Annotated in this window: 26 protein-coding genes; 7 read left to right on the top strand and 19 right to left on the bottom strand. The window is 46.3% G+C overall.

What is annotated here, in order from left to right; translation table 11 throughout:
- Window positions 1-281: 281 nt before the first annotated feature.
- The gene (locus tag D1Z90_RS07535) at window positions 282-542 is read left to right on the top strand and encodes a DUF5062 family protein (RefSeq protein ID WP_119910141.1); all 261 of its coding nucleotides are present in this window, start codon (window positions 282-284) and stop codon (window positions 540-542) included.
- 74 nt (window positions 543-616) lie between these two features.
- On the opposite strand, the gene D1Z90_RS07530 is transcribed toward D1Z90_RS07535, so the two are convergent.
- The 5 genes from D1Z90_RS07530 to D1Z90_RS07510 form a co-directional block, all read right to left on the bottom strand.
- Window positions 617-1,024 carry a putative hemolysin gene (locus tag D1Z90_RS07530; RefSeq protein WP_119910140.1) on the bottom strand — a complete coding sequence of 136 codons (408 nt, stop codon included), beginning with the start codon at window positions 1,022-1,024 and terminating at the stop codon, window positions 617-619.
- Between the two features lie 95 nt (window positions 1,025-1,119).
- Window positions 1,120-1,512, bottom strand: a complete 393-nt coding sequence (locus tag D1Z90_RS21500; protein WP_198419072.1) for a putative hemolysin — start codon at window positions 1,510-1,512, stop codon at window positions 1,120-1,122.
- 57 nt (window positions 1,513-1,569) lie between these two features.
- The gene (locus D1Z90_RS07520) at window positions 1,570-1,926 is read right to left on the bottom strand and encodes a DUF2956 domain-containing protein (RefSeq protein WP_119910138.1); all 357 of its coding nucleotides are present in this window, start codon (window positions 1,924-1,926) and stop codon (window positions 1,570-1,572) included.
- Complete coding sequence (locus D1Z90_RS07515; RefSeq protein WP_232525217.1) at window positions 1,904-4,810, bottom strand: FAD-binding and (Fe-S)-binding domain-containing protein; 2,907 nt, start codon at window positions 4,808-4,810, stop codon at window positions 1,904-1,906. Before D1Z90_RS07515 ends, D1Z90_RS07520 begins: the two co-directional genes overlap by 23 nt.
- 147 nt (window positions 4,811-4,957) lie before the next feature.
- Complete coding sequence (locus tag D1Z90_RS07510) at window positions 4,958-5,338, bottom strand: STAS/SEC14 domain-containing protein (RefSeq protein ID WP_147378740.1); 381 nt, start codon at window positions 5,336-5,338, stop codon at window positions 4,958-4,960.
- A 149-nt stretch (window positions 5,339-5,487) separates the two neighbouring features.
- On the opposite strand from D1Z90_RS07510, the gene D1Z90_RS07505 reads away from it, so the two are divergent.
- A complete protein-coding gene (locus tag D1Z90_RS07505; RefSeq protein ID WP_119910136.1) occupies window positions 5,488-6,408 on the top strand; it encodes a manganese-dependent inorganic pyrophosphatase in 921 nt (306 codons plus the stop codon).
- Between the two features lie 69 nt (window positions 6,409-6,477).
- Here the strand turns inward: D1Z90_RS07505 and D1Z90_RS07500 are convergent, their stop codons facing one another.
- Window positions 6,478-6,861 (bottom strand): tautomerase family protein, encoded by a 384-nt coding sequence (locus tag D1Z90_RS07500; protein ID WP_119910135.1) that lies wholly within the window; start codon window positions 6,859-6,861, stop codon window positions 6,478-6,480.
- A 177-nt stretch (window positions 6,862-7,038) separates the two neighbouring features.
- Here D1Z90_RS07500 and D1Z90_RS07495 point away from each other — a divergent pair, with 177 nt between their 5' ends.
- Both D1Z90_RS07495 and D1Z90_RS07490 read left to right on the top strand, forming a co-directional pair.
- On the top strand, window positions 7,039-7,206 hold the full coding sequence (locus D1Z90_RS07495) for a YqaE/Pmp3 family membrane protein (protein ID WP_119910134.1): 168 nt from the start codon (window positions 7,039-7,041) through the stop codon (window positions 7,204-7,206).
- Window positions 7,207-7,343: 137 nt separating this feature from the next.
- The gene (locus tag D1Z90_RS07490; protein WP_198419071.1) at window positions 7,344-8,132 is read left to right on the top strand and encodes a hypothetical protein; all 789 of its coding nucleotides are present in this window, start codon (window positions 7,344-7,346) and stop codon (window positions 8,130-8,132) included.
- Window positions 8,133-8,151: 19 nt separating this feature from the next.
- Here the strand turns inward: D1Z90_RS07490 and D1Z90_RS07485 are convergent, their stop codons facing one another.
- The 4 genes from D1Z90_RS07485 to prmB all read right to left on the bottom strand — a co-directional run bounded on the left by D1Z90_RS07485 (window position 8,152) and on the right by prmB (window position 13,956).
- Window positions 8,152-8,568 (bottom strand): hotdog fold thioesterase, encoded by a 417-nt coding sequence (locus D1Z90_RS07485; protein WP_119910133.1) that lies wholly within the window; start codon window positions 8,566-8,568, stop codon window positions 8,152-8,154.
- Between the two features lie 150 nt (window positions 8,569-8,718).
- A complete protein-coding gene (gene ydiJ, locus D1Z90_RS07480) occupies window positions 8,719-11,769 on the bottom strand; it encodes a D-2-hydroxyglutarate dehydrogenase YdiJ (protein WP_119910132.1) in 3,051 nt (1,016 codons plus the stop codon).
- Window positions 11,770-11,928: 159 nt separating this feature from the next.
- Window positions 11,929-13,014 carry a chorismate synthase gene (gene aroC, locus D1Z90_RS07475; protein ID WP_119910131.1) on the bottom strand — a complete coding sequence of 362 codons (1,086 nt, stop codon included), beginning with the start codon at window positions 13,012-13,014 and terminating at the stop codon, window positions 11,929-11,931.
- A gap of 18 nt (window positions 13,015-13,032) precedes the next feature.
- Window positions 13,033-13,956 carry a 50S ribosomal protein L3 N(5)-glutamine methyltransferase gene (gene prmB / locus D1Z90_RS07470; protein ID WP_438941741.1) on the bottom strand — a complete coding sequence of 308 codons (924 nt, stop codon included), beginning with the start codon at window positions 13,954-13,956 and terminating at the stop codon, window positions 13,033-13,035.
- A gap of 63 nt (window positions 13,957-14,019) precedes the next feature.
- On the opposite strand from prmB, the gene smrB reads away from it, so the two are divergent.
- On the top strand, window positions 14,020-14,553 hold the full coding sequence (gene smrB / locus D1Z90_RS07465; RefSeq protein WP_119910187.1) for an endonuclease SmrB: 534 nt from the start codon (window positions 14,020-14,022) through the stop codon (window positions 14,551-14,553).
- Window positions 14,554-14,583: 30 nt separating this feature from the next.
- On the opposite strand, the gene D1Z90_RS07460 is transcribed toward smrB, so the two are convergent.
- The 4 genes from D1Z90_RS07460 to sixA form a co-directional block, all read right to left on the bottom strand.
- Entirely contained in the window at window positions 14,584-14,793 is a 210-nt protein-coding gene (locus D1Z90_RS07460; RefSeq protein WP_119910129.1) for a DUF1107 family protein, read from the bottom strand.
- A 115-nt stretch (window positions 14,794-14,908) separates the two neighbouring features.
- Complete coding sequence (locus D1Z90_RS07455; RefSeq protein WP_119910128.1) at window positions 14,909-15,634, bottom strand: hypothetical protein; 726 nt, start codon at window positions 15,632-15,634, stop codon at window positions 14,909-14,911.
- Between the two features lie 543 nt (window positions 15,635-16,177).
- Window positions 16,178-16,588 carry a hypothetical protein gene (locus tag D1Z90_RS07450; protein ID WP_119910127.1) on the bottom strand — a complete coding sequence of 137 codons (411 nt, stop codon included), beginning with the start codon at window positions 16,586-16,588 and terminating at the stop codon, window positions 16,178-16,180.
- Window positions 16,589-16,810: 222 nt separating this feature from the next.
- Window positions 16,811-17,278: a phosphohistidine phosphatase SixA gene (sixA, locus tag D1Z90_RS07445; protein WP_119910126.1), complete on the bottom strand. Its 468-nt coding sequence runs from the start codon at window positions 17,276-17,278 to the stop codon at window positions 16,811-16,813.
- 201 nt (window positions 17,279-17,479) lie between these two features.
- On the opposite strand from sixA, the gene D1Z90_RS07440 reads away from it, so the two are divergent.
- The gene (locus D1Z90_RS07440; protein WP_119910125.1) at window positions 17,480-20,251 is read left to right on the top strand and encodes an insulinase family protein; all 2,772 of its coding nucleotides are present in this window, start codon (window positions 17,480-17,482) and stop codon (window positions 20,249-20,251) included.
- On the opposite strand, the gene D1Z90_RS07435 is transcribed toward D1Z90_RS07440, so the two are convergent.
- Both D1Z90_RS07435 and D1Z90_RS21270 read right to left on the bottom strand, forming a co-directional pair.
- Window positions 20,248-20,901 carry an SDR family NAD(P)-dependent oxidoreductase gene (locus tag D1Z90_RS07435; RefSeq protein ID WP_119910124.1) on the bottom strand — a complete coding sequence of 218 codons (654 nt, stop codon included), beginning with the start codon at window positions 20,899-20,901 and terminating at the stop codon, window positions 20,248-20,250. The two genes, D1Z90_RS07440 and D1Z90_RS07435, sit on opposite strands and share 4 nt — an antisense overlap.
- Before the next feature lie 71 nt (window positions 20,902-20,972).
- Window positions 20,973-21,116: a hypothetical protein gene (locus tag D1Z90_RS21270; RefSeq protein WP_158587075.1), complete on the bottom strand. Its 144-nt coding sequence runs from the start codon at window positions 21,114-21,116 to the stop codon at window positions 20,973-20,975.
- An 88-nt stretch (window positions 21,117-21,204) separates the two neighbouring features.
- On the opposite strand from D1Z90_RS21270, the gene D1Z90_RS07430 reads away from it, so the two are divergent.
- A complete protein-coding gene (locus D1Z90_RS07430; RefSeq protein ID WP_119910123.1) occupies window positions 21,205-21,495 on the top strand; it encodes a putative quinol monooxygenase in 291 nt (96 codons plus the stop codon).
- 115 nt (window positions 21,496-21,610) lie between these two features.
- Here D1Z90_RS07430 and D1Z90_RS07425 read toward each other — a convergent pair whose 3' ends face one another.
- The 3 genes from D1Z90_RS07425 to fadI all read right to left on the bottom strand — a co-directional run bounded on the left by D1Z90_RS07425 (window position 21,611) and on the right by fadI (window position 25,397).
- Entirely contained in the window at window positions 21,611-21,757 is a 147-nt protein-coding gene (locus tag D1Z90_RS07425) for a TIGR02808 family protein (RefSeq protein WP_119910122.1), read from the bottom strand.
- Between the two features lie 113 nt (window positions 21,758-21,870).
- On the bottom strand, window positions 21,871-24,051 hold the full coding sequence (locus D1Z90_RS07420; RefSeq protein WP_119910121.1) for a 3-hydroxyacyl-CoA dehydrogenase NAD-binding domain-containing protein: 2,181 nt from the start codon (window positions 24,049-24,051) through the stop codon (window positions 21,871-21,873).
- Window positions 24,048-25,397 (bottom strand): acetyl-CoA C-acyltransferase FadI, encoded by a 1,350-nt coding sequence (gene fadI / locus D1Z90_RS07415; protein ID WP_438941740.1) that lies wholly within the window; start codon window positions 25,395-25,397, stop codon window positions 24,048-24,050. The genes D1Z90_RS07420 and fadI overlap by 4 nt, the downstream gene beginning before the upstream one ends.
- Between the last annotated feature and the right edge of the window lie 47 nt (window positions 25,398-25,444).

Genomic DNA, 25,444 nt, shown 5'->3' with positions numbered 1-25,444 from the left:
ATAAGTAGCATCCTTCTAACAACATAGGCGTAATCAAAATTCGCGGCATTGTATAACACCCCCTAAAAATATGACACAAATCACATTAAAAGTGATGTTTTATTTATTTTTTAGCTTAAACCGCTACAAAAAAAACAAATCAGCGCAATATTAACACCTCATATCCGTCACAATTTGATAACACGCCAAGGTAAATTCAAGCAAAACAAGCAAAACACCTGTTTTCCCTGTAGTCTTATTGATAACGAGATAAAACAATAAGATAAGAGGTAAGCCGCGCCATGAAGAAAATGAAAAACGAGTCGCAGTTATTAAAAAAAGCGTTAGAGATAGGCTTAAAATATGCTAAACAAAGAGGCTATTCGAGCCTAGATCAAGGAACCTCATCAAAAGATAAAGTGGAAGTTGTCTATCGTCTACTGGTGCAAGACAAACAAATCACGCCGTTAGCGACGCATCATGAAGATGGCCCAAACATGAAACACAAGCTCATTTTGTGGATCACTAAAATGTTGCCTGACGACCACGAGTTATTACAATAAAATGGAAGGTAAAAGGTGGCGTGACCACTTACTACGCCACTTAAACTAAGCTCTAAGACATCAAGACTCGTCGCCTAGTGATGATGACGGTAGTAAGTCCATACTTCAACTTGCTCGCCTGTTGAAGTATGACAAATGCCCATGTCACCAGACTGGGATTGTTTGTGCTCCACTTTTCCGCCTTTCTCTTCACAGAAAGAGGCCGCAGGATTACTCATACCTGTCTTCGCTTTCTTTGCGTCTTTCTTATCTGCCTTTGCTGAATCAACGTGGTTATGGCGATAGTAGGTCCAAGCCTCTATTTGTTGTCCATCTGAAGTATGACAAATGCCCATATCACCGGTTTCAGATTGCTTGTGCTCTATTTTTCCGCCTTGTGCTTCACAAAACTTAGAAGCCGGATCGCCCATGCCCGCAAGGGCCCCAAAACTCAATGTAGATAACGCACAAAATGCAACAGATTTAAGTAGTTTATTAGCCATTCAGGTTCTCCTTATTAAATGGTCAAATTAACTATAGACGCTTTTTCAATCTGTAAAAAACAATATTATTAATACCTTAGTCGGATACCCATGTATTACATTGCGTGTTGTGCGCGGTAATAATCCCACTGCTCTTGCTTACTGCCATCCGGCAATTGGCAAAAGTTGACTACACCGGTACCATCGTCCTCATTCACCAATTCTCCACCTTGCTCTATGCAAAACACTGCTGCAGGATTCGCCATACCAACGGGGTGATTGGCTTGACGATAATACGCCCACTGCTCTATCTCTTCACCGTTAACAGTATGACAAATACCCATTTCGCCTGTTTCAGACTGCTCGTACTCAATATTACCACCTTGGTCAACACAAAATTGCGCGGCTGGATTACTCATGCCAACGGTTTCAGTTGGCGTGTCTGAAGAACATGCGCTAACGGTTATGATAAGCAGCGTTGCGGCGCTTAATGATAAAAGCTGTTTCATGGAATCACTCCTGTTTAGATGCCTCATATGACTATAGACAAGTTTAAACAGCTTGCTTTACATCATTAATATATATAGTAAAAAACCGGTCCAACTCAATCCTAATAACGCCCAAGGTAAAGCCGCGCTTGCACTAGGCTTCGCCACTGTTTCTGGCTTTGCATTGGCCACAGGCGCCGCAGCTTTTGATGCCGTGTTTTGTTGCTGTAATTTACGCTTTTGTTTGTCTAACTCCCTGGCTTTTTCTTTGTGGCGCTTTTTATATTCTTCAATGCCTTTTTGGATCCCTTGCGCTATCAGCTTGGTTTGCTCTTTGGTCTGCCCAGGTTTTTGAGTTGCTTTTGCTACTTGCATCGCCTCGGTAACCACTTCATCAGACACTTTTTGCTTTTTATTCGGGTGTTTTTTGGCCATAAATGCGTTCTGCTCTTGTATTTTTTACTGTAGTAACTTGATTCACCAAATAAACCACAGATTGATACTCAATGCCACTGTGTAACGACAGGCCTATCTCGCAGCTGCGACTATTACTGTAGCCTCGTTGGCACCCCTTAGGTACTTGCTGAGCTAAATCAGCCAAGGCAGCTTGGTTCAAACCCGGCACGCAAATGCCACGATCGCCCGCGAAGCCGCAACAACTGATTTGCGCAGGCTCAATCACTTCTTCCGCGCAGCGGGCCAATAACTGGCGTAGCAAGTTCGCTTGGCCCATATTTTGGCTGCTGCAAGTGACGTGCAACATCACGGGTTCAGGTATTGGATGAAAGTCAAGCCGCTGTGGTAAGTAGAGTTCACAAAATGCAGCTGCATCCAATATGGTGAGGCCTGCTTGTTGGTACTTTGTAAGATGCTGAGCACAAGGGCTAGCATCCATCACAATCGGCCATTTCCCTTGTTCACTGGCTTGCAATAAAGCGGTCGTCGTTTGCTCTAAGCTCACTTGATGGGCTTGCTGCGCGCCTTTACTGTGAAAAGCGAGGCCACAGCACAGGCTATTTACCTGCCCAGGTATGACAATCCTAAAACCGGCCTTAGTCATTAAAGCAGTTAACGTAGACATCAAGTCTTGCCCATCGTGTGTGTCTGTATGTTGGCTACTGTCACCACTGCCATTTGCTGCGCACGTTCGATTGAGGCAGCTTGGCAAATACACGAAAGCAGGCTCAGGTTGGGGCTCGTTGACTGCTTTGCTGAGCAGTGACTGGGGCTTCGTAAGTTGCGATTTTGGTAAGGTGGCAGGCAAAATTGGGATCAATTGAGGCGCAAGGTGATGGCCAGTTTGGTTGAGCCGGGCGATATTTTTAGCGCCTAGCCATTGCTTCATTTTATCATGACTGGCAAGGCTTGAGCGCGCCAATGCAGTGATGCCTGCCATATGTTCACTGCTCCACAAGGCCAACTTTTGTTGCCACGGTTTAAGCTGCGCCCGGCGCAGCGAAAGTATAAGTTCACCGGTATTAATGCCGACAGGACATTGCTGCGCGCACATGCCTGTCGCTGCGCAAGAGTCAATTCCGCTGTGTTGGAACGCTTGTTGCCATTGAGCTAACTGCTGAGGCTCTGCGTCCCTTGCGGCTAACGTTTGGCCATGGCGATAAACGCTGATCCGCTGCCTTGGTGTTAAACTGTAATCTTTGGACGGACAGGCCGGCTCACAGAAACCACACTCGATACAAGTGTCTACCTCCGCCGCCGCAGCGGGCATCAGTTTTAGGTTTTTCAAGTGGATATTAGGGTCCTGGCTCAATACCACATCCGGGTTCAAGATACCCAAAGGATCCAGCCAATGTTTAATTTGCCACATGATTGCAAGCGCTTGTTGGCCCCACTCCTGCTCTACAAACGGTGCCATGTTGCGACCGGTGCCATGCTCTGCTTTTAACGACCCTTGATGTTCAACTGTCACCAGTTTCACCACGTCAGTCATTAGCAGTTGATATCGCTGCAATTGCGTCGGGGATCCAAAGTCTTGGGTAAATACAAAATGTAAGTTACCGTCCAAAGCGTGGCCAAAAATAATTGCTTCTTGGTAACCGTATTGCGCCAAAAGTTGCTGCAACGATAAAGTTGCCTCGGCCAGGTTTTCAACCGCTACCGCAATGTCTTCGATGATAACCGTGGTTCCCTTTTCTCGCACTGCACCCACTGCAGGGAATAAGCCTTTTCGAATATCCCACAGCTGCTGACAATGGCGCTCATCCTGGCTAAACCCCATATCACAAACCAATGAAAACGGCGCTAATTGCTCATTAATATAAGCCATCTCTTGCTTCAATTGCGCTTCAGTTTCACCATGAACTTCGAGCAGCAAAGCCGCCGCCCCTTCTGGCATAGCAGCAAGGTGCTTGGCTATCACAGGTTGCGAAGCAACCGAGCGAAGACTCGCGAAGTCCATCAACTCTACGGCAGCTACTTCAGTATTGGCTAGGCGCGCCACAGCTTGGCAGCTAGTTCGAATATCTGCAAACACCACCAAACTGCTCGCTTTAAAAGGCGCTTGCGCTATCGTGTGATAGGTAATGTCAGAAATAAAACCTAAGGTCCCTTCCGAGCCTATCATTAGATGCTTAAGAATATCGATGCCGTCTTGATAATCTGTCAGCGCATTCAAGCTATATCCTGTGGTGTTTTTGAGCCGGTATTTATGCTTAATTAACTCACGTAAGTCTTTGTCTTGCTGAGTAGAGCACGCTAGACTTTCCAATTGGTCGAGTAATCGCCGGTGATGAGACTTAAACCAAGCAATGCTGTCTTGTGATGCCGTATCCAGCACACTGCCATCTGCCAGTACTAGGCGCATATCCGCCACTGTTGCGTAAGAGTTTTGCGCCGTTCCACAACACATGCCACTGGAGTTATTGGCAGCGATGCCGCCAATCTTACAAGTATTTATCGACGCCGGATCTGGGCCTATTTTACGTTGATATGGGGCTAAAATTCGGTTGACTTGAGCGCCTATAAGGCCGGGTTGACAACGAATCTTGTCGCCATTTGCCAGTATTTCATGACCTCGCCACGCAGAACTTAACTTAATCAGTACCGAGTTACTGATTGCTTGCCCTGATAAGCTGGTGCCCGCGGCCCGAAACGTCACGGCTAACTTAGCGTCTCGACAAAGGGCCAATACCTGCTGTAATTCGTCCTCTTTATCTAGGATCAACACGACTTCAGGAACTAAGCGATAGCAACTGGCGTCGGTTCCGGCTGCGAAACGGTGCATTGCTTCGGTAATAACGCGCTCGGCAGGTAAAAACTGCAGGCACTTGGCAATAAAATCAAGATACTTAGGTGCTGGCACGGGAGTGTCCTTTTGCTGGAATTGAAAAGTCGCCGTGAACCACAAAATCAGGCGGATAACAGAATGTTAAGGCTTTAAATAAAAAATACCGTGTGGTAAATCTGAGTTTTAGTCGTTGCAGTTTTTCATCAACAACAGCTATGTCGATCAATCTCGGCCACTTGCTAAACTGTGTATCAAACGATAAGCCTTTGCAGCACTATTACAATAGTGAATAGGCATGCCCATTATCATGGCCGATACACCACAACCCCAATGCTGCCAGCGCCGATTGCCCAGTACGACAAAACCCGCAAAACAATGGCGATAACGCAGAGAAAAGATCAAGTCGTAGTAAAGCGCTCGCCAATGCCACCCCGTCAATCCACGGCAATCAACGATCGCTAGCGCAGGCTGATTGCACCGATACGGCCAATGATTAAGTAAGTCGCCTACGGCCACATAATCACGAGCGCGCAACCAACCCTCAACCTTAATATGGAGGAAAGTGAGCTGCTGTTGCTGAATCTCGCTGATAACTATCGTCAAAAGCCACTGCCTTATCTCTGATTTCACGTCATTGCCACAGTAAAGCGCTAACTTAATCAGCCTTAACCCTTGCCTGGAGCCCAAATTAGGCTTCACCTCTGGCGCTAAACTTTGTTAAAATTATGCAAAATTATAGGAGAGAAGCAAAAATGACAATGTATGTGGTGGGCCATAAGATCCCAGATTCTGATTCAATTTGTGGTGCAATTGCCCTAGCTTATTTAAAAAACCAAATCGATGAGCCAGCAATTGCCTCCCGTTTAGGAGAGCTTTCACCAGAAACCGCTTTTATCTTAGACAAGTTTGGTTTCGAAGCACCAGAATTTAAAGAAAGCTACGCCGGTGAAAATGTATACATTGTGGACCATTCAGAGCTCACTCAAGCACCTGATGATATTGCTCAAGCAACCATAGTGGGCATAGTGGACCACCACAAACTGGGTGATCTCACGACATCTACACCACTAGAATGTTGGATCAGGCCGGTCGGCTGTAGCAATACCATCATCAAAATGATGTACGATTTCCATAACGTAGAAATTCCAAAAGACATCGCCGGCATTATGATGTGTGCAATTTTAAGTGATACGGTCATTTTTAAGTCACCAACATGCACTACTGCCGACATCAAATGTGTGGAAGCGCTGGCTGAAATTGCCGGTATTGAAGACTACAAAGCCCTTGGCATGGAAATGTTTAAAGTGAAGTCAGCTGTAGAAGGCACACCTGTTCGTGACCTTGTGATGCGCGACTTTAAAGACTTTAACATGAACGGAAATAAAGTCGGCATTGGCCAACTAGAAGTCATTGACCTTGCTGTATTTGATGACATAAAGGCCGAGCTTGCCGCAGATATTGCAGCAATGAAAAACGAAGGCGAGCGCCACACCATGATGTTATTGTTGACTGACATCATGAAAGAAGGTTCAGAAGTCTTGGTAATCAGTGAAGATGATACCCTGATTGAGCGCGCTTACGGTAAAGCGCCAACGGACGGCAAGGTATGGTTAGACGGCGTGCTAAGTCGTAAAAAACAAGTCGTACCGCCACTGCAAGACGCATTTGCGTAAGCTTTAACACGCAACAATGATGATAAAAGCCGAATTCTGATTCGGCTTTTTTCATAGATACCCGACCTGCTACACCTTAATGCTGTAGTTTAACTTAGCCTCATCGCCCGTCATACCGCGAAAGCCCCAGCAATGCTCTGGTTGCTCTTGTAGCGTGATTTCAACATCGATCGGCGCAATTCCCACCTCTTGCTCTATTAACTCAAACAAAGTCTTAATCAATCGCTTTTTTGTTGCCACAGAGCGCCCTTGCATCATATTAACTTCAATCACGGTGTAACGCTCAGAGCGATCACTGGGGTAATAGAAATCATCGCTATCAAGGCTAATAAACCGGTGCGCGCGTTTACCCTCTGGTAGCCCTAAAACCTGCTGCATCACATGATGAATAGTATCTGAGAGTAGGCCTTTAATGGGGGTTAAAGCATGCCGTTGGCCATAAATAATTACCATAGAATTCCTTATCCGTTTTCGGTCAATAGAACAGCAACAATAACAACAAAACACAAGCTGGAGTTATTTTTCTCAAGCTAACTCTCATAATTCATATTAAAACGCCATGACTACAGACTGAGCAAAGAGTTTCAGCTAACCTAGCTTTGATTATTCATCATCTTTTAAAGGACTATCATGGACAACAAAATTGTTTTAATCATTTTGTCACTACTTCTGCCACCTCTTGCAGTTTTCTTTAAAGCGGGCGCTGGCAAGCACCTCATTATCAATATTATTCTTTGTTTCTTAATGTTTTTTCCAGCCATCGTTCACTCTCTTTGGGTGTGTTTTAAAGACGGCTAAATCACCTATTTGCATTGCTTATGAGCCTGCTCATAAGCAATCTTCTCCGCTCCCCGCCTCCCTACCACTTTGACATGAAAAATTGATGACACATTATTGACTATACTGAGGTTATTCACGCTTGGTGGAGTGGTTTCATGCTGGCAAATGTGCAAAACCTTGGCAAACTATGGGTACTTTCCCTTTGTTACGGCGGCTTATTGCTGGTGACTATCGATGTAAGGTCAAACCCGCTCATTGTAGCGCGCTCTTGCCCTGTCACTTTTCAAGGCCATGACATTGGCAGGCTCGACTTCTCTAAACCTTGGTACCATTCAGGGCGAGAAAATGCCTCATACATACCGAAAGATAACGCCACCGGTGTAGGCTTAGAAATTCATTTTTTTAGTAATCAAAAAGGCAGTGTGCAACAGCAAAACCTCGCTCGTTGTGATAAATACCGTATTTTACAAATCAGAAGCACTAACATTCGCCACCTTGCTAATGAGCAAGCAGTGCAGGTAGACGTGCCTCCCGACTTTCACGAACCCTTTTACGATAATGCGCCCCTTGAGCACGGCTATGGCGACCACTTCACCCCCAAAGACAGCCGCGACAAGCCTTGGTCAAAACCGGTCAAGCGCGCATCAACCGTAGCAATCTATGACACCCCTTACGTCTCTGATTTTTACGGCACTGAGGGAGAGGACATGATTGTCATGTTCGAAACCTGCGTAGTGTGTCAGCGCGAGCAACAGTTTGACAGTATTTTGTCTTGCGGCAATTGGGGCTACGTGCGCGAATATCTGGGAGGAATGACAGGCTGGACCGAGCCTGAGTTCATCGAGAGCCAGTGTCAAGCTAAACCAAGCAGCGTATTCAACCATACCCTGGATACTCAGCAGCGAATTGAATACAGCTATTACTTAAATTGGCGAGATTTCTAAAATGCTTGTTTTCAAATACTTAAGACCGCTTGATCACCGCTAAAGTTAGCCGCGAACTGCAAATCAATTGCTGCTGCTCATTATAAATATCAATAGCCCAAACATGACTGCGGCCACCAATATGAATAGCACTGGCCACCCCTGTCACTTCGCCTTTTGAGACACTGCGTAAATGGCTAGCATGGATGTCTTGGCCCACGCAAATACGTCCTTCTGGCACCATCAGGTTGCCAGCTACGCTACCTAAGGTTTCTGCAAGTACTGCAGAGGCTCCGCCATGGAGCAAGCCAAAAGGTTGCGAGGTGATAGCTGCAACAGGCATGGTTGCAGTCAATGAGTCTTGAGTAAATGCGGTAAAGCAAATCCCCAAGTGGGATACCAAGGTGTTATCACACACTTGGTTTAACTCAGCCAAATTAGGCGGTGTTTGCCACATAACCTTGAAGACTCCTGTTAAAAGCTAATGGCGCATTCAGTCACCAGCGGGGTCAGCCAAATAAATAAGCCTTGATTAGCACTACGCTAACAAAAAAAAAGGCCATTGCCTACCTTGGTAAGCAATGGCCTTGAATGGCACTAAATGGGATTACTTAAGGGTTAGCAACGCTTGCACCGGGTGCATGAGTTTCTCACCTTCAAAGCGCTTAACCTGGCTACGACAAGAGTAACCCGTTGCCAAACATTGAGACTTGTCATGTTTGGCAATGGCTTGCTGCCAACTTAAACCATAAATACCTTTAGAGTTATCTAATTGTTTCGCGTCGTGGCCATAAGTACCTGCCATACCACAACAGCCAACGCTCACCTCAGACAAGGTACAACCAAAGGCATTAAAGATTTCTTTCCAGTCGTTGCTTGAACTAGGCACATTGGTTTTTTCCGTACAATGGCCAAATAAATAGAAATCTTTGTTCGTGGTCGCTTTGATGTGTACCTGGTGCAGTCTGGGGGTAAGCCACTCTTGAAACAGCTTCACTTCAAACTGACCACGCTTGTCTCCCAGTACTTTCTTGTACTCGTCGCGGTAACACAATACCAACGCAGGATCTGTGCCTATCATAGGGATCTTTAACTGCGCCACTTGGTTCAAGAAATCAGACGCCGTCTGCGCCGTTTTTGCAAATTGACGCAAAAAACCTTTGATGTGTTGCGGCTTGCCGTTTGGCTTAAACGGCAACAATACAGGATGGAAACCCATTCGCTCAATCAATAACACAAGATCGCGAACCACGTCCGCATCGTAATAACTGGTAAATGGGTCTTGCACGATTAGGACATGTTTATCACGCTCTGCTTTTGGCAATTCAGCCAAGGCCTGCATGTTAAATTTGGTCGCAGTGTGGCCTTTTAACGAACGGGCTAATGTTGGCTGGCTTAATACCGGTATATCAACCATGCCAATGGCTTTAGTGGTTAACTTTTGCACCCAATCTTGTTTCAAAAATACATTAAACATGCCTGGCGCTTTCGCCATCAGTGGGGTGTAACTCTCTGAATATCCCACCATGTAATCTTTCACCGCACGTTGGTAGCGACTGTAATACAAAAACATAAAACGCGAACGGAAAGTCGGTACATCCACTTTAATCGGACACTGGCTGCTACACGCTTTACAGGCTAAACAGCCTTCCATGGCTTCCATCACTTCGGCCGAAAAGTCGTACTCGCCCCGCTTTTTAGACCAACTGTTAGCAAAACGTTTCACTAAGCTAATGTCGTTCTTGCCCGCCATGAGGTCTTTTTCAAGGGCAATAATGTCAACGTCGTTATTAACTAACTGCCTCAACCATTCCCGCATCAAACCAGCTCGGCCTTTCGGCGAATGACGACGGTCTTTGGTGATCTTACTTGAAGGACACATAGGAGACGTAGTGTCATAGTTAAAACACAGGCCATTACCGTTACAATCTACCGCCTCAGTAAAACTGTCGCGAACTTGCACCGGAATCTGACGGTCGTAAAAACCGCGTTTGGTGGCATCAACGCTAACCAAGCTATCTTGGGAGTCAAACGGGGTACAAATTTTCCCCGGATTGACTCGATTTAAAGGATCAAATACACCTTTGATTTTACGTAGTTCATTGAACAGGGTTTTGCCAAAGAACTCTGGGCCATACTCCGAGCGGAAACCTTTACCGTGTTCCCCCCACATTAAGCCTTTGTATTTGGCGGTTAAGGCAACGACCTTGTCTGAAATTTCACGCATTAAGACTTCTTGCTCTGGGTCACACATATCCAAAGCAGGACGCACGTGTAAGACCCCTGCGTCAACATGGCCAAACATACCGTAGTTCAGGCCTTTATTATCTAACAGGGCGCGAAATTCGATGATGAAATCAGCCAGATTCTCTGGTGGCACACACGTGTCTTCAGCAAACGCTACCGGCTTAGCCCGGCCTTTCGCGGCGCCCAATAGTCCAACCGCTTTTTTACGCATGCCATAAATGCGGTTAATCGCCGCTAAGTCAGTGGTAATTTGATAGCCAATTAAGCCGCTTTCGCCTTGGGCTATCTTGGCGTCTAATAACTGAGTTAAGCGGGCTATTTTCTCATTTTGTTTGGTTTCGTCTTGCTCGGCGTATTCAACAATATTGAGGCCGTCCATTACTTTGTCAGGCACGTCTTTGATTAAATCTGACACGCTATGCCAAACAATGTCTTGTTTGGCTAAATTGAGCACCCGAGAGTCAACCGTTTCAACGCTAAGCGCTTGCGCTTCAACAAGAAATGGCGCGTTACGCAAGGCAGACTCAAAGCTGTCGTATTTCACGTTGATTAAGGCACGGTATGTCGGGATCGGGGTAATATTAAGTTTAGCTTCAGTGATAAAAGCCAATGACCCCTCAGAGCCACACAAGATACGACTTACATCGACTTTTTCCTGTTGCTTATCAAACACGTGTTTTAAGTCATAACCGGTTAAAAAGCGGTTTAACTTAGGAAAACGCTGTTCGATTTCCTGTTCCATTTGTTGGCATGTGCCTAACACTTGGCGATAGATCTGGCCGGTAGCGGTTTCTTCTTCTGCAAACTGCAACGCTTTGGCTAGACTTACGGGCTTAGTTTTTAGTAGATCGCCGTTCACTAATACCGAGGTCAAAGCCAATACATGATCACTGGTTTTGCCGTATTTTAACGAGCCCTGGCCTGATGCGTCGGTATTAATCATACCACCGACAGTGGCGCGGTTACTGGTCGACAAATCAGGTGAAAAGAAAAAACCATGAGGACGAAGGGCATCATTGAGCTGGTCTTTGACCACGCCGGTTTGCACCCTAACCCAACCTTCTTTGGCGTTCACTTCCAAAATTTTGTTCATGTGGCGTGATAAGTCGACCACCACATGCTGGGTTAATGACTGGCCATTGGTACCCGTGCCGCCGCCCCGTGGGGAAAATTTAACGCTTTGATATTTTGGTTTACTGGCAAAACGGCACAAAGTGATTAAGTCTTGCTGCGTCTTTGGCAGTAATACGGCTTGTGGCAAACTTTGATACACAGAGTTATCTGTCGCCACCGCAAGTCTACTGGCATAGGTGGTTTCAATGTCACCGCTGTAAGTACTGTTGCCAAGCTCTTTTAAATACGCAACAACGTCAGGATGAATATTTTCTTGAATACTAAGATTGGGGATCATATTGCTCACAAGTCCCTGTAGAACGCTTTAAATTATAATGGCGCGATTATATCAAACATTGCTGCATAAATACCGCCCTATAAAATCAAATTTAGTTGCACTAAAACAAAAAAAGCCACCTTATTGGTGGCTTGTAAACACGGGACTTTGACGCCAAGCTTAAATTTTTGGCGTTTGCGTCACTACATCGATATTTTGTGCGCGATGACGTAATAAGTGATCCATGATAGTAATCGCCATCATGGCTTCCGCAATCGGTACCGCACGAATGCCCACACAAGGATCGTGGCGACCTTTAGTGATCATCTCAGTGGCCTCGCCGTCAACAGTAATGGTTTTACCCGGGATGGTAATACTCGACGTTGGCTTAAGCGCAATATGGGCAATGATGTCTTGACCGGTAGAAATACCGCCTAATACACCGCCCGCATGATTTGAAGTAAAACCGTCAGGAGTCAGTTCATCGCGATGCTCTGTGCCTTTTTGATTGACCACATCAAAACCATCACCAATTTCAACGCCTTTCACGGCGTTAATGCTCATCAGCGCATGCGCAATGTCAGCATCAATACGGTCAAACACCGGCTCGCCTAGACCCACAGGCACTTGCTCTGCCACTACGGTAATTTTGGCACCGATTGAGTCACCTTGCTTTTTCAGGTCACGCATGTACTGGTCAAGGGCATCAAGTTTAGACGCATCAGGGAAAAAGAACGGGTTTTGCTCAACTTGTTCCCAATCAATGGTTTCCGCTTTAATGTCAGCCAATTGGCTCATGTAAGCTCGTACTTTGATGCCAAATTTCTCTGCCAAGTACTTTTTAGCAATGGCGCCCGCAGCCACACGCATCGCTGTCTCGCGGGCGCTAGAGCGACCGCCGCCGCGGTAATCACGATGACCAAACTTTTGATGATACGTGTAATCGGCATGACCTGGGCGAAACAAGTTAGAGATTGCCGAATAATCTTTAGAGCGTTGGTCGGTATTCTCAATTAACAAACCTATGCTACAACCTGTCGTTTTACCTTCAAATACGCCTGACAAAATGCGTACTTGATCGGGTTCACGGCGCTGCGTGGTATAACGCGAAGTGCCCGGCTTACGACGGTCTAGGTCCGCTTGTAAGTCGGCTTCTGATATTTCTAACCCAGGTGGTACACCGTCCACCACACAACCTAAAGCGACACCGTGGCTCTCACCAAACGTCGAAATTCGAAAAAGTTGTCCGAAACTGTTCCCTGCCATTTTTCTTTTATCCTATCGTTAAGAGGAAAACACGTGTTGAAATTGCTGTAACTGCGCTTGGTTCAACATAAATACACCATGACCACCCTGTTCAAATTCAATCCAGGTGAAAGGTACTTCTGGGTACGCTTGCTCAAGGTGTACTTGGGAATTCCCCACTTCAACAAATAATACGCCGTTGTCTGTCAACATATCAGCGGCTTGCGCCAACATCTGGCGCACTAAATCTAGGCCATCAAAGCCCGCAGCCAAACCAAGCTCTGGTTCGTGACGAAACTCATCCGGTAAACTGTCCATGTCTTCTTGGTCCACGTAAGGTGGATTAGACACAATTAAATCATATTTTTGGCCTTTAACCCCACTGAATAAATCAGACTCTATCGGGAAAACTTGCTGTTCAAGGCCATGATCCTGAATATTGACTTGGGCTACATCCAGCGCATCCGTCGAGATATCAACGGCGTCTACTTCCGCTTCTGGGAAAGCATAAGCACACGCTATGGCGATACAACCGCTGCCAGTACACAGGTCAAGCACCCTTTGCGGCGCTTGTGTCAGCCACGGCATAAAGCCTTGCTGGATCAATTCAGCGTAAGGTGAGCGCGGCACTAAAACGCGCTCATCAACATAAAACTCCAATCCTGCAAACCACGCTTTATGGGTCAAGTAAGGAGTTGGGATCCGCTCATCGATTCGCCTTGCCACTAAATCTACCAAGTGTTGACGCTCACTTGTGGTCAAACGACTGTGGCGAATGTCACCGCCCATTTCGACCGGTAAATGCAAACTGGGCAAAATTAATTGCACCGCTTCATCCCAAGGGTTGTCCGTGCCATGACCAAAAAAAACGCCATGCTGGCTAAATTGCGTTGCACTCCAACGAATCAGATCGCCGATAGTGATTAAATCCGCGACTGCCTCAGCGCGTAAATTATTGTCCAAATTATACCTCAACTCGGTTAAAATCCCGGTTTGCATGAAACTTCGATGAAAAAGGGCGATATTATGGCTCACAAAGACGATACTGACGACTTTTCTCTATTTAAAGAGGCCATTTCAGGTGCCCGTGAAATCAAACAGGATACCATAAGACCAGACAAACCTAGGATCAAGGAAAAAATTGAGCGTCAGGAAATAAAACAGCATGAACTCGAACAAGAGTATTTTTCTGACGAGTTTGAGCCTCACTTTGATGAACATGGCCCGATGCGATTTATCGCCGAAGGCGCCGATAAGTTTGAGTTGAAGAAGCTACGCCGTGGTGATTACCCTCCCGAAATTTTTCTGGATCTGCATGGGCTTACCCAACAACAAGCCAAGCGCGAGTTAGCGGGATTAATCCACGAGTGTAAAAAGCGCCACTACCAGACTTGCTGCGTAATGCACGGTATCGGTAAGCATATTTTGAAAAAGAAGACGCCTATGTGGCTGGCACAGCACCCAGACGTGGTCGCTTTCCATCAGGCGCCACTCGAATACGGTGGCCAAGGTGCACTCTTAGTATTAATCGAGATTGATGAGCAACATTTACGTCGCTAAGCTGACTAGCGCGAAGAATCTCTGGTCATTTTACGCCACCGCGAGGCTTTTTAATGCTTTTATTTCTCGGTTCACTTGCGACGCAACGCGCTTATAATGATGCGGGGCGGTAGCTGAAAAAATAACCTTTCCTTGGGCGAATTCAAATCGCCCTTCCCCTTGAATAAACAGCTGCCCAGTAAAATATGACTTGACGTATTTAGCAATTTTAACGGCGTTGTAATCTTTAAATGTTCGCATACTGGCCTACCTGGCTAAAATCAACACAGGCAGCATAAAGACGCTTTATGACATTTTTATTTAACTAAGCAGTCAATAACATTAAATCAGGGTTAAGCTTGCTTGGCCTTAGTACTCAAAGCTTGCGCCTGTCGACCAAGTCCCCTTGTCTCCAAAAAGCCAACAGTACAATCACACTCAGAAATAACGGCCAGCTGGCTGGCTCATCAATACTGACTACTCCACCAGAACTGGCAACAGCCATAGTAAAGTCGTCAAGATTCGCGAACTCGCCAAACTCGGTTGTCTGCAGCGTCGAGAATCGAATAGAATTAAAGCGCTGATCGGTATCTAGCACGCCATAAAAGCCGGTGCCGCCGATACTCGACGGACCGCCCCCAAGAGTGTCGGCAAGGCTCAACGTCATGCTATTGACTTCCACCGTAATTTGGTCACCATTGGTCGCTCCGGTGAAGTACGCGATAAAACCATTTACCCACTGATCAAACAACACCTCAATATACGCCACACCGTCATAACTGAAGTCCATCAGTAACACCTCTGACGCAACTTTATTCTTACTTGTTCTAGCAGGGTTAATACTTGTTCTAGCAGGGTTAATACTTGTACTAGCAGGGTTAATACTTGTACTAGCAGGGGAGTACACTAAATCAAAATGGGCCATAGAAATAGTGTCATCAGTTTCTTCTATGCTACTTTTAAAGTCCTCAGTGATAAATTCAAAACCGGGACTAAGGGCATTTTTCCACGCCAGTTCATCATCAAAAACAACCACAGCAGCATTAATCGGTGCAACGAAAAGATAACAAGCTAACAACGCCAAGGATTGAAGCAAACGCATCGATACCCCCTTGATTTCCATGTTAAAAATAACAAAGAAAACAAAGCAAGTTCTAAGCCGGAATTTTATGTGCATGAAAAGTCTATTATTTTTTTTCAGGTTACAGATTTTCATTGACTAAGTGTAAAAAATACGGACAAAGAGGACGATAAAAATATCATTGTTAAGTTAAGCGATCTCGTCGAGACAGAGGCTTTAGAATGCTAAGGCACAAGTGGTATAAGTGGCGAAGCAAAGCCATTACAAACGTTTGCCTTGCGCCAATAAGCGGGTCGATTTACCTTGTTGATGAAAAAGCTTAGCGACTCTCATCATTAAAGTGTTGTGAAGGCAGGTAAGGCCTGCGTGTTTGTAAAGACAACACCGCCAAAGAGTGTCAAGCTAACAAAAGGCAGCAATGTAATAATCGCTTCAAAATAAAAACCTTCCATAAAGGAGTAACAAGGAATGACTTGCCGAAACCTTTAACATATAAATGCACTAGCTTGACAGCATTCAACTGCCATCAAGCTGCCAATATTGATGTATTAGGTTCGAGGCTATTTACCCGCAGGCTTGACTTAAGCGCTTCGTTAGCGTGTCTTTTTCCGACTGCGCTTTTTTAAGCCTTTCAATTTCCGCGGTATCATCTTTGCTCAATGCTTGTTTAATTTTCGCGACCGTTTTCATATAATCTTCAAAAGCCACTACGGACTCGTAAAAAATGTCTCTGTCAGACAGCTTTGCAACTTGCTCAGAATAACATTTGCAGTCAAGGTCAGGTTGTTTATTTTGCTTAACGCTTTGACACACTTTAACCAACTTGTCTCGAGAGGTGCTAATCTTTCCTTCTGTTAAAGCGGCTTGATATTTTCTTTCGTTTTCTGCTTTTTTAAAAAACGTGTCTTGGGCAGGATTGGCCATAGTGGCCGAAGACAAAGCTACACAAAGAATAGCGATGGGATGAAACTTCATGAATAACCTTTTAATGTAATATTTCAATAACAAGCGCTTACATTAGTTGATGTACAAAGCTTTTGAACGCATTTATTGAGATACTTTTGATCTAGATCCATCACTGACTCTGAAAGTTGACGCCTGACAATTACAGAAAATGTCATGAAGGCAACACGGGATAGTCAATAACTTCAAGGTGTTACCTTACTCATCAGGATCCCTGAGAAATCGATGGAGCAATTACAAGTCGTGTGGGGCCGATAAAAACTGCAGTTCACCTTGTAAATCATCATCAATATTGACGCATGCTATACCAGAGGTGGCAAAAATAGGGGCGCCCGCGCTGGGACATAACTCGGCAACCAAATAACCGACCAAGGGTAAATGTGAAACCAACATTAGGCTTTTGACACCTTGCTGTTGCATCTCATAGATAAAATTGGTCACTTTGTGTACGTTACCTGAGGGGATCAAGTGTTGCAGCTCAACGGTTTTATCTGCTGTGGGTAACAAAGGAGAAATAGCCGCAAAGGTCTGCTCGGCTCTTAAGTACGGACTGTGTCCTATTACTTCCAGGTGACTGAGTTGCGGCGCAAGCCAGTGGGCCATGGCTTCAGATTCATGTTTGCCGGTTGCAGTTAACGGGCGTTGAGCGTCAGTTTTGGCTAACATTTCAGCTTGACCGTGGCGCATAATATACACTTGCATGAGCATAGCCTAAACAAATACTAAAGTAGGTAGTTTACGTGTGATGGCTTTGAGTTAAAAGTGGCAGCGTTCAAATTTATCATAATCATTTGCAACTCTCTGATATCCTGTTAATAATGGATTGTTGTCTCACACAAAATTACACTTTTGGGTGCATTCAGGCTTGACCTCGCCTGCCCGATACTACCCCCGGAGTACGCCGTGCATAAAAGCCCGAATGATAGCAAAGCATATCGTCACCTCACCTTAGCGAATGGTCTCAAGGTGTTACTAGTTCACGACAGTGCAGCGGCCACTGCGGCAGCTGCGATGGCCGTCAATGTCGGCCACTTTCACGATCCGGACGATCGTGAAGGCATGTCTCATTTCCTGGAACATATGCTGTTTCTGGGCACCGAAAAATATCCTCAAAGTGGCGATTACCAAGACTTTATAAGTCGCCATGGCGGTCATCACAATGCTTGGACAGGCACCGAGTTCACCAATTTCTTTTTCGATATTGAAGCGGAATATTTTGAACCAGCACTGGATCGCTTTGCGCAGTTTTTTATTGCGCCTTTATTTACCGAAGAACAGGTGGATAAAGAGCGTCAAGCCATCGAGTCAGAATACCAGCTTAAACTCAAAGACGATGTGCGTCGTCAATATCAAGTAAATAAAGAAACCACTAACCCAGCGCACCCATTTGCCAAATTTTCGGTCGGTAATTTGCAAACCCTTGCTGACTTTGATGGCCGTAAGGCCCGTGATGAACTACTGGCATTTTATGAGCAAGAATACTGCAGCTCTCGCATGAGTTTAGTGTTACTTGCTCCCACTTCATTAGACCAACTGGAACAATTGTGCCGAGCAATGTTCGGTGCCGTGATAGATCGCCAATTGCCAAAGTGGAAGATCAAAGCCCCTCTGTACACCCCCAAAGAGCTCACGTTAGAAATCAAAGTTAACCCTGTTAAAGACACCAAAAAACTGTTTGTGTCTTTTGCGTTACCGGATATCTCGCAGTATTACCAAACCAAGCCACTGACTTACCTCAGTCACCTACTGGGCAATGAATACCCGAAGAGCTTATTTTCCGTGCTCAAACAACAAGGTTGGATCAACACTCTGAGCGCAGGGGGCGGGATCAGCGGTTCTAACTTCAAAGATTTCAGCGTGTCATTTAGCCTGACGGACGAAGGCTTAAGCCATGTTGATGACATTATCGAAGCCCTTTTTGGCTATATCGCGCTGATTAAAGGACAAGGTATTGACCGTTGGCGCTACCAAGAAAAACATGCCATTGTCGAGCAAGCCTTTCAATTTCAGGAAGTTGGCCGCGCCATTGATCTCGTTTCGCACCTGGCCATTAACATGCATCATTATCCAGCCCAAGACGTCATTTACGGCGATTACGTGATGGCCAATTACGACGAAACGTTGATCCGGAATATGCTGGACTACTTTAGGCCTGACAACCTAAGAATGCTGATCAGCGCCCAAGGCCAAGACACGGATCGCACAGCGCGTTGGTATCACACGCCTTACCGGGTTGAAGTGATTGATACCACTCGGTTAAGTCGCTGGCAAAAAGCGCAAACGCCGCTTGCCCTCGCCTTGCCCCCTGCCAACCCCTTTATTGCCCACAATATTGCGCCGCGCCCGCAAGCGCCAGGCCCCAATATTCCGACCTTGTTAACTGACAAGCCAGGATATCGGGTATGGTACAAAAAAGATGAACAGTTCAACGTGCCTAAAGGCAGCTTATACATCGCGGTGGATTGTGAGCATGCAGTGAAAAATGTGCGAAATATCGCCCTCACCCGTATTGCCGTAGAGCTGTTTTTAGACCATTTATCTGAATTAACTTACCCCGCTGAAATTGCAGGCTTAGGCTATCGTATATACGCCCATCAAGGCGGATTTACTCTTCATTTGAGCGGTTTTACGGCTAAACTACCACTGCTTTTACAGCTGATTCTCAGTGCCCGAAAATTTGGTAAAGTCGACCCTCAACGCTTCGCGATTATCAAACAGCAGTTGATTCGCAATTGGCATAATCAAAAGAAAGGTAAACCCATTTCTCAACTGTTCAGCCAATTGACCTCTTTGCTGCAACCGGCTAACCCACCAGCAGTGGATCTAGCGGCCGCACTAGAAGACGTATCCCTGGATGAAATGCCAGGCTTTATTGAAGCGCTTTATCAACAGGTGCACGTTGAAGTCCTGGCACACGGAGATTGGTTGCAAGGTGAAGTGGAAGAGTTATCAACTTATTTGCAAAAAGAGCTGGCGCCAAACGCCGCTCCCGGCGCTGAAACCCAGCGCCGCCTGGTCGATATATCTGGTCAAGGCAGCCTGGTAAGGCAAGTGCACTGCGACCATAACGATTCCGCCATGATAGTGTATTACCAGTCTAGCGACACCGCTTCATTGTCCATCGCATTGTATACGTTAGCCAATCATATTATGTCTTCTGGGTTTTTCCATGAACTCAGAACCCAACAACAATTAGGGTATGTTGTTGGCAGTGGTAACCTGCCATTAAACCGCCATCCGGGGATCATTTTCTACGTACAAAGCCCAGTCGCAAGCCCCGAACATTTGCTAAATTGCATCAATGAATTCATTGATAGCTTTCACTTAGTATTAATGGAATTATCGCAAGCGCAATGGGACATGAGCCGACAAGGTTTGATCGCTAAAATGCGCGAGCCTGACACTAATCTTAAAGCGCGAAGCCAACGTTATTGGGTGAGCATAGGCAATAAAGATTGGCAGTTTAGCCAGCGTGAACAAGTTGCCGACGCAATAGATAAGCTGTCTCGAGCAGATCTAATACGCTTTGTTGTGAGCCTAAAGTCGCGTTTTTCTGATCGTCTCATTGTCTGCAGCCAAGGTCAGGCACACGAGAGCCATGCACCCTTGACCATAGGTAAAGCCATCGAAGAAGCGGACAGTTTTAGAAGCAGCGCCAAGAAGTTTATTAACTAAACCCGCGCAGGGTTTACCGACACAGCTTTAATTTGAGCCGACAACTGATGCCAAAAAGTACGTATAGCTGATTTTTCCAAGCTCGCATCAAAATGAAACTTCAACAAGGTCTGTACTTTAATATGTGGTAATGATTGCTGCATCTCAGCGCTTAATTCTTGTGACCACAATTGCAAAGGGCATAAGCTGTGACAATAATTATCATCAGCATGGGGGCAAGACGTATTTCGTCCCGACACAATGTTGATAATGGAAGCTTGCTGCAAATGCGCCATATTATCGATCACAGCACGCGTAATATTCATTGGCGCAACCAATGCACTAGACATTTTTTTACCTAGCCCTTTACAGTTTAAGAACTCGGTGCTGGGTCTAACGTTGTTGACCAAAACATCAACCCCTCCGACTTTACCGAACACGTACTCTAGGGCAGCCTCGACAAAATGTGGATTATTAACGTCCACACGAAACGTATGCAATTGGCAGTCAGTCCGAGCGGTTTGCTGCACCAAATGCTGCATACCGGTTTCGTCCAAGTCCCAAATAACAATGTGTTTTGCGCCTTGCGCAGCGGCAAATTCTACGAACGAACGGCCACCTCCATTTGCGCCGCCGACCACCAGTACGGTTTTATGCTTTATATTATTCATTTAATTAAGTACTAAAAAATGCTTGAACATAGCTAGCATAACCTTAAGGGCAGTGAAAATATTCAGTAATTCTACTGCATTACGGCTAGGTTATACCCTTGTCCCCTGCCTCGGTTTATGACGTCTTCAGTCGCGTCAATCGCAAACCCATCATCTGCATTGGTAAAGGCAAAATCTAGATTAGTATAAGCAGAGGGTGGGATAGTAAATATCATGGCATTCCCCTACATATATAAATGCTGACCGGGCTTTCAGTTGACTATAATGACTAACCTGCGATTAATTATATTATCTGGAGAATTGATGCCCACTCTGACCATAATTGCCCATATCCATGCACACCAAGATCATATTGACACAGTCAAAGCCGCTTTAATTAAACTAATTGATATCACCCGCTCAGAGGTGGGCTGTGTTAACTACGACTTACATCAAGACAACGAAAACCCAGCCCATTTTGTGTTTTATGAAAATTGGCAAAGCCGTGAACTGTGGCGCGACCATATGGAGAATCAACACTTAAAAGACTACATGAGTGAAACAGAAGGCAAGGTGGCGGCCTTTACCGTCCATGAAATGTCAAACATTGCGTAAGGAATCAACGACAAGCTTGTTAGCTAAAACTGAAGGTTGAACAGTAAAAGCATAGTAGTAGGCTAAACAGGCAAGATAGAAAAGGCAGCATGCGAGGCATGCTGCCTTCTAACGATTATTTTTGCGCTTCAACAGGCTTAGCACCGCAAACCTTGAGGATATAAATCGAGGCAACACATACCCCTAAAAAGCCCATCAAAAAAATAAAAGGCATCGCTGAATAGCCCAAAACGTGCCAAATAACTGATTCTAACGTACTCATAAAAGACTCCTTTTTTAGCCATTATAGCCCTAACCTTTTGGCAAAAATTGCTATTTATCAACATTGTCGCAAAACACCTATTTAGAGGTAGCACGATTAAAGCTTCGCTGCATTTATGCCTCTATAACGCTGTGCAATACGTCTTGTAAGCGTTCCTCTAACGTGAATCGCTCGCCAAAACGCTGGCTTAAATCGCGGCATTTTTGCTCGATCTGTTTAGCCCCTAATGTCCGAGCCATTTGAATAGGGCCGCCCCAATATGGCGGAAATCCGATGCCAAAAACCGCGCCTATATCGGCAGCTTGGTCTGACTCAACAACGGCTTCATCGAGACACCTTAAGACCTCCAACAACATCAGAATGACGCAACGCCAAACAATGTCTGACTCACTGACAAGGTTGGCGTATTTCACTTTCAGTTCTGCCATGACTCTGGCATCGGTATGCCGGTCCTTGTTTCTGCCCTGATACATGTAAAAGCCACGCTGCACTTTTTTACCGAGGCGCCCCTGTTCGAGTAAAATGTCAAAGCCGTTAGCTGGCGTAAAGCGTGAGCCTAAGTGCTGCTGTAAAATCGGGGCGATATGGGCCGCAATATCCAGCCCAACTTCATCCAATAACTTGAACGGCCCGACCGGGAAACCAAACTGCGTTAATGCTTGGTCAACCTTTTGCACTGATTCACCAGACATCAATAACTTCATGGCTTCATTAATGTAAGGGGCTAGAATTCGGTTCACGTAAAAGCCCGCACTGTCTTTGACGACTATGGCCGTTTTACCCTGTTGATGCGCCAATGTTAGTGTCTGTTGTAAAGTGGCTTTGCTCGTTCCTTGATGAGGTATCACTTCTACCAAAGGCATTTTTTCTACTGGGCTGAAATAATGCAGCCCTATGACTTGCGCCGGATACTGACTGCCTTTGGCAATTTCAGCAATAGGGATCGAGGACGTATTACTGGCAAAAACCGCCCCTTTCACTAATAAATGTTCAACTTGCTTGAGAGCCTGTTGTTTGGCCGCTAGATCCTCATAAATGGCTTCAAACACCACGTCCACTTTGCCTAAATGAGTCAGGCTCAAGGCGCCGCTAAAGCGTGCCATGGACTGATTAAGCTCTCCTTGAGAAATATAACCTCGGCGCTGTTTTTGCTCAAAATAACGGTAACTATATGCCATAGCTTGCGCTATCGCAGCCTCAGACAAGTCGTTAATATTAACGTCCCAGCGGCCTTGATTTGCGCTCACTAACGCGATTCCCGCCCCCATTAACCCCGCTCCTAATACGAGCACTTGGTCTACCTTGCTGGCGGCCGGTTTGCCCCCTTGTTTGATGGCAGTTTGAGCCAAAAAAAGCCGCCTAAGAGCTTGCGACTCGGGGCTCATGACTAACTGCGCAAAATGTTCTGCCTCTATTATCTCTCCAGGCGATGGCACCGCTTTTGAACGGCGTAGATAAGCGCTGCGACAAGCTGCAATAATGGCTGGCACGGCCGGGTAATGGCCCTGACTCTGTTTCATCCCTTGCGCGTTCGCTTGACGAAAGATAAATGATCTGGCGAGGGCATTATTTTGAATAAACGATGGCGCTGACCGCGTCAGTTTTTGATTCACCATTGTCATGGCAGCCTTGAGAAGCGCCTCCGCGGGAACAACTTTGTCCACCATGCCCAGGCGCAGGGCTTGCGCGGGGCGATATTGCTTTCCCGTCATAATAACTTGCAACGCCTGGGCGCAGCCAATAAGTCGTGGCAGCCTTTGCGTACCACCACTGCCAGGCAGTAAGCCAAGCTGTACTTCAGGTAGGCCTATCTTAGTGTGACTACTGTCACTGGTCACGCGCGCAGTGCACGCCAAAGCCAACTCGTAACCTCCGCCCAAGCACACACCATCAATGGCGGCGACAACCGGAAATCGCAGTTTGCTCAAGCGCTCAAACAAGTGTTGTCCTTGGCGCGCTAACTCAAAGGCTTGTTGATATTGACGACAATCATCGAGCATATTGATATCGGCCCCGGCGATAAAACAGCCTGATTTATTACTGGTAATGATCAAGCCTTTTAGGGTGTTGTCTGATTCCAAAGCATCAAGTATCAAGGCCATGTCCTCGATACTTTGTTGATCAAACGTATTATGGCGCTGCTGAGGGCTGGATATCACCAAGCGCGCAATTTTAGTTTGGCTGTGCGCTTGATAATACTCGTCTTCTGCAGTCAAACCGCTGCTATCAATTCGGTAATGTAGCCTGAGAGTAGGAGTTTGCAGCAACTGGGCTGCCATTGCTTTATCACTCATTCCTCTACCTCCACGACCATTGCCACACCCAGTCCACCCGCGGCACACGCCGAGGTAAGTCCCACTCCGCCGCCACGATGTTTAAGGAACTGCAAAGCCTGCAATATTAACCTGACTCCCGTAGCAGCAAAGGGATGGCCGTACGCCAGCGACCCACCATACGGATTAAATACGTCCATATCTATATTGCCAATCGCTTCTGTGCGCCCTATCTCGGCAGCAAATTGCTTACTTTCTAAACGCTGCACATTAGCCAAGGTCTGAGCAGCAAACGCTTCGTGCATTTCAATCACATTACAATCAGCCAGCGTCATTCCCGCCATGTCTAATACTTTTGGAATGGCAAACGCAGGCCCCATTAACATATCTTGCTGCACCGCTTTCGCGTGATAAGCCCAGCTGCGGATATAACCCAGCACAGGGATGCCTAATTCTTTAGCCTTATGTTCTGACATTAAGCCAATGGCTGCGGCGCCATCAGTTAACGGCGTAGAATTAGCCGCAGTGACACTGCCCCCTCGTTTGTCAAACGCCGGTTTAAAATCTTGATAACGCTTTAAAGCCACATCAGCTCGAATGGTATTGTCCTGGCTAATGCCCGCTGCAAACGGAGGCACCCAAGTGGGCATGACCCAATCTCGATGGTTCCCCTCTTGCCAAGCTTTTGCTGCCAGTTGATGGGAACGAAATGCAAATTCGTCTTGTGCTTGGCGGCTGATATGCCAACTTTTTGCCATCTGCTCAGCTGACTGCCCCATGGTTAAGCCGGTTGAGTATTCAGCCACAGCGGGAGCAACAGGTAACAAGTGACGCCATGGCAAGCGGCGCAAGATACTCATCTTCGCCCCCATGTTTTTGGCTTTACTTAGCTGCACTAAGGCTTTCGCAAAAGGCTTGCTAACCCCAATGGGTAACACAGACGATGAATCCGCGCCGCCGGCAATACCGGCATCAATGGCGCCCGTTTGAATGCCTTGAGCCAAGCTCGTCAACGCTTGAAAGCTGGTGGCGCAGGCCCGCGTCACCGAATATGCGTCAGTCGACACGGGCAAACGACTGGCGAGCACAATTTCTCTGGCGATGTTGGGTGCGCGAGGCATCTGTATCACTTGACCAAACACCACTTGCTGCCACTCAGAAAGCGCCACTGGCGAGCGGCGCAATATCTCACTGACTAAGCTGATGCCTAAATCTAAGGCGCTAGCATCTTGGTACGCGGTGAGTTGACGAGCAAATGGGGTTCGAAGGCCTGCAACAATGGCCACCCGCGGCATTGGCGCCGTGCGAATGGCGGCGCATGCAGGTAGGTTTTGTGCGCTGGGCTCTGTGTTATGAGACTGCTCCATGCTTGCTTCCTGTACAAGAACTAACCGTAAATTTGTGTAAATGTTTT

Origin of the sequence: Motilimonas pumila, from assembly GCF_003596335.1 — a bacterium.
Lineage (GTDB): Bacteria > Pseudomonadota > Gammaproteobacteria > Enterobacterales > CBDFNC01 > Motilimonas > Motilimonas pumila.
This window is presented reverse-complemented; position numbering and strand designations above follow the sequence as displayed.